Raw genomic sequence first — 2,500 nt, forward strand, 5'->3', positions numbered from 1 at the left:
GCTTTTGCCTTTATACTCTATGAACGATTTCCGACCGTTCTGAGCGCACCTTCGTACTCCTCCGTTACTCTTTAGGAGGAGACCGCCCCAGTCAAACTACCCACCATACATTGTCCTCGGTATTGTTATACCTGAGTTAGAACCCCAACATGACCAGGGTGGTATTTCAAGGATGGCTCCACAAATACTGGCGTATCTGCTTCAAAGCCTCCCACCTATCCTGCACAAGTCAGGTCAAAGTTCAATGTAAAGCTGTAGTAAAGGTTCACGGGGTCTTTCCGTCTAGCCGCGGGTACACAGCATCTTCACTGCGATTTCGATTTCACTGAGTCTCTGCTGGAGACAGCGCTGCCATCATTATGCCATTCGTGCAGGTCGGAACTTACCCGACAAGGAATTTCGCTACCTTAGGACCGTTATAGTTACGGCCGCCGTTTACTGGGGCTTCGATCAAGACCTTCGCATACGCTAAGCCCATCAATTAACCTTCCAGCACCGGGCAGGCATCACACCCTATACGTCCACTTTCGTGTTTGCAGAGTGCTGTGTTTTTAATAAACAGTTGCAGCAGCCTGGTATCTGCGACTGTCAATAGCTTACGGAGCAAGTCCTTCACCATCGACAGCGTACCTTCTCCCGAAGTTACGGTACCATTTTGCCTAGTTCCTTCAGCAGAGTTCTCTCAAGCGCCTTGGTATTCTCTACCTGATCACCTGTGTCGGTTTAGGGTACGATTCGTTTATGACTATAGTTTAGAAGCTTTTCCTGGAAGCATGGTATTTGCCACTTCGCTGTACAAGTACAGCTTGCTATCAGATCTCAGTATTAACAGCCCGGATTTGCCTAAGCCGTCTACCTACATCCTTCCACCTGGACAACCATCGCCAGGCTGGCATAACCTTCTCCGTCCCTCCATCACATCATAAACAAGTATCGGAATATTAACCGATTTCCCATCGACTACGCCTTTCGGCCTCGCCTTAGGGGTCGACTCACCCAGCCCCGATTAACGTTGGACTGGAACCCTTGATCTTCCGGCGTGCGAGCTTTTCACTCGCATTATCGTTACTCACGTCAGCATTCGCTCTTGTGATACCTCCAGCATACCTTACGATACACCTTCACAGGCTTACACAACGCTCCCCTACCACTTGAAACAATTTTCAAATCCGCAGCTTCGGCTCCTAGTTTGAGCCCCGTTACATCTTCCGCGCGGGCCGACTCGACTAGTGAGCTATTACGCTTTCTTTAAAGGATGGCTGCTTCTAAGCCAACCTCCTAGCTGTCTATGCCTTCCCACTTCGTTTCCCACTTAACTAGGAATTTGGGGCCTTAGCTGGCGGTCTGGGTTGTTTCCCTCTCCACGACGGACGTTAGCACCCGCCGTGTGTCTCCCGGATATCACTCATCGGTATTCGGAGTTTGCATCGGTTTGGTAAGTCGGTATGACCCCCTAGCCGAAACAGTGCTCTACCCCCAATGGTGTTCGTCCGAGGCGCTACCTAAATAGCTTTCGGGGAGAACCAGCTATCACCGAGTTTGATTAGCCTTTCACCCCTATCCACAAGTCATCCCCTGGCTTTTCAACGACAGTGGGTTCGGTCCTCCGGTGCCTGTTACGGCACTTTCAACCTGCTCATGGATAGATCACTCGGTTTCGGGTCTATACCCTGCAACTAAACGCCCTATTAAGACTCGGTTTCCCTACGGCTCCCCTAACGGTTAACCTTGCTACAGAATATAAGTCGCTGACCCATTATACAAAAGGTACGCGGTCACCCAACAAGTGGGCTCCCACTGCTTGTACGCACACGGTTTCAGGTTCTATTTCACTCCCCTCACAGGGGTTCTTTTCGCCTTTCCCTCACGGTACTGGTTCACTATCGGTCAGTCAGGAGTATTTAGCCTTGGAGGATGGTCCCCCCATCTTCATACAGGATTTCTCGTGTCCCGCACTACTTAATATGCTTCATTATATGTTTCGAATACGGGGCTATCACCCACTATGGCCAGCTTTCCCACACTGTTCTTCTACATATAAATCCGTCGGCTCCTCCCCGTTCGCTCGCCGCTACTAGGGGAATCTCTATTGATGTCTTTTCCTAAGGGTACTGAGATGTTTCACTTCCCCTCGTTTGCCTACCAATAAATTGGTATACCTAGCTTACGCTAAGTGGGTTTCCCCATTCAGAAATCTCCGGATCACAGGATATTGCCGCCTCCCCGAAGCTTATCGCAGGCTGTCACGTCTTTCATCGCCTCTGACTGCCAAGGCATCCACCATGTGCGCTTAATTACTTGACCATACAACCCCAAAGGGTCTTTAGTCTGTAATTATAACGATATCACCTTGATAATTTACGCTTGATTCAGTTCTCTTTACTTTGATAACCAACCCCTTGGGATAACAACTGATGTCATTAAAAGGTTGGCTATCTGGTTAGACAATGGCTCAGTGAATGATTCATTATCTAACCGTATTACAACTCATATCTATGTT

1 rRNA gene (only partly in view) is annotated in these 2,500 nt (G+C 49.0%); it reads right to left on the reverse strand.

From position 1 onward, the window contains the following. Positions 1-2,304, reverse strand: a 23S ribosomal RNA gene (locus B3S92_RS07105) (it extends 468 nt beyond the left edge of the window). Positions 2,305-2,500 lie beyond the last annotated feature (196 nt).

The sequence above is a fragment of the Psychrobacter sp. UBA3962 genome (genome assembly GCF_002385225.1).
Classification (GTDB): domain Bacteria; phylum Pseudomonadota; class Gammaproteobacteria; order Pseudomonadales; family Moraxellaceae; genus Psychrobacter.